Annotated in this window: 1 pseudogene; it reads left to right on the forward strand. The window is 36.5% G+C overall.

Annotation, left to right across the window (positions count from 1 at the left end):
- Positions 1 to 821 (forward strand): annotated as a pseudogene (locus AC1DUW_RS29770) (histidine kinase); the annotation flags it as partial.
- Between the last annotated feature and the right edge of the window lie 355 nt (positions 822 to 1,176).

The following is a 1,176-nucleotide window of genomic DNA, read 5'->3' on the forward strand; positions in this document are numbered from 1 at the left end:
TAGTGCTGGTAGATGAATTAGCACATACGAATGTACCTGGAAGTAACAACCAAAAACGTTATCAAGATGTAATTGCCATTCTGGATGCCGGAATTTCGGTTATTTCTACAATGAATATTCAACATGTAGAAAGTTTAAATGATAGTGTAAAGCAAATAACAGGAGTGTGTGTAAGAGAAACTGTTCCAGACAGTTTTCTTCATTTAGCAGACGAACTAGAGTTAATTGATATCTCCCCAAAGGCACTCAGACAACGGATGCAGGAAGGATATATATATGCTAGAGATAAAGTAGAACAGTCACTTAGCAATTTCTTTAAGACACGAAACCTTATAGCATTGAGAGAACTTACGCTCCGTGAATTAGCAGATGATGTGGATGACAGATTAGAGTCATTAAAACGAAAAGAGGGAGTAAGAGGTCCGTGGAGAAAAGAAGAAGTAATCTTTGTCTGTGTAAATCTTAGACCAGATTCTGAGCGCCTAATTAGAAGAGGATTTCGTATTGCCTATCGTCTTAAAGCTAAGTGGTTTGTTGTGTACGTTAAAGATCAACCACCTCTGTCAAATGATGAGCAGAATATACTCGATAAAATCATAAGTCTTACGAATCGATTAGGTGGTAATTTCGAATTATATTCCACTGCAGACAGACGATTAGTGGYTGGTGAAATAACTAAACATTTACAAGATAAAAAAGCGACACAAGTTATCATAGGACATTCAGCAAGATCGAGATGGCAAGAAATTAAACAAGGTTCCATTGTTGCACGTCTACTAAGAGAGGCTAGACATCTCGATGTTCTGGTGGTAGCTGATTAAATGACAGATGATTATTTTATCAAAAAATCCCTTCTATAAAAATGTTCTAGATATAGTTTTTGATAAACTTAGATAGCCTTAGGTTATAAGAATCCTACCGAATACTTCCTACTAGTGCAACAACCTTCACTTTTACTACCTCCAGGTGTTTTTATTCATTTTGCTTTGGTTCATATAATAATCGGTATCTATAAAAAAACGGAAAAGAATGCTTACAAATGCTCGTTTTTCTTTCATGAGCTTGCCTACATTCAATTGGTTCCTGTCCCGTTTTCAACAAACAAAGAACGACCCAAAACCATTATGTCTTTGGGTCCGTGCCAAATACCCCACTAACGGTAACCAGATGGATAAC

Source organism: Peribacillus sp. P4_C12, assembly GCF_056402095.1.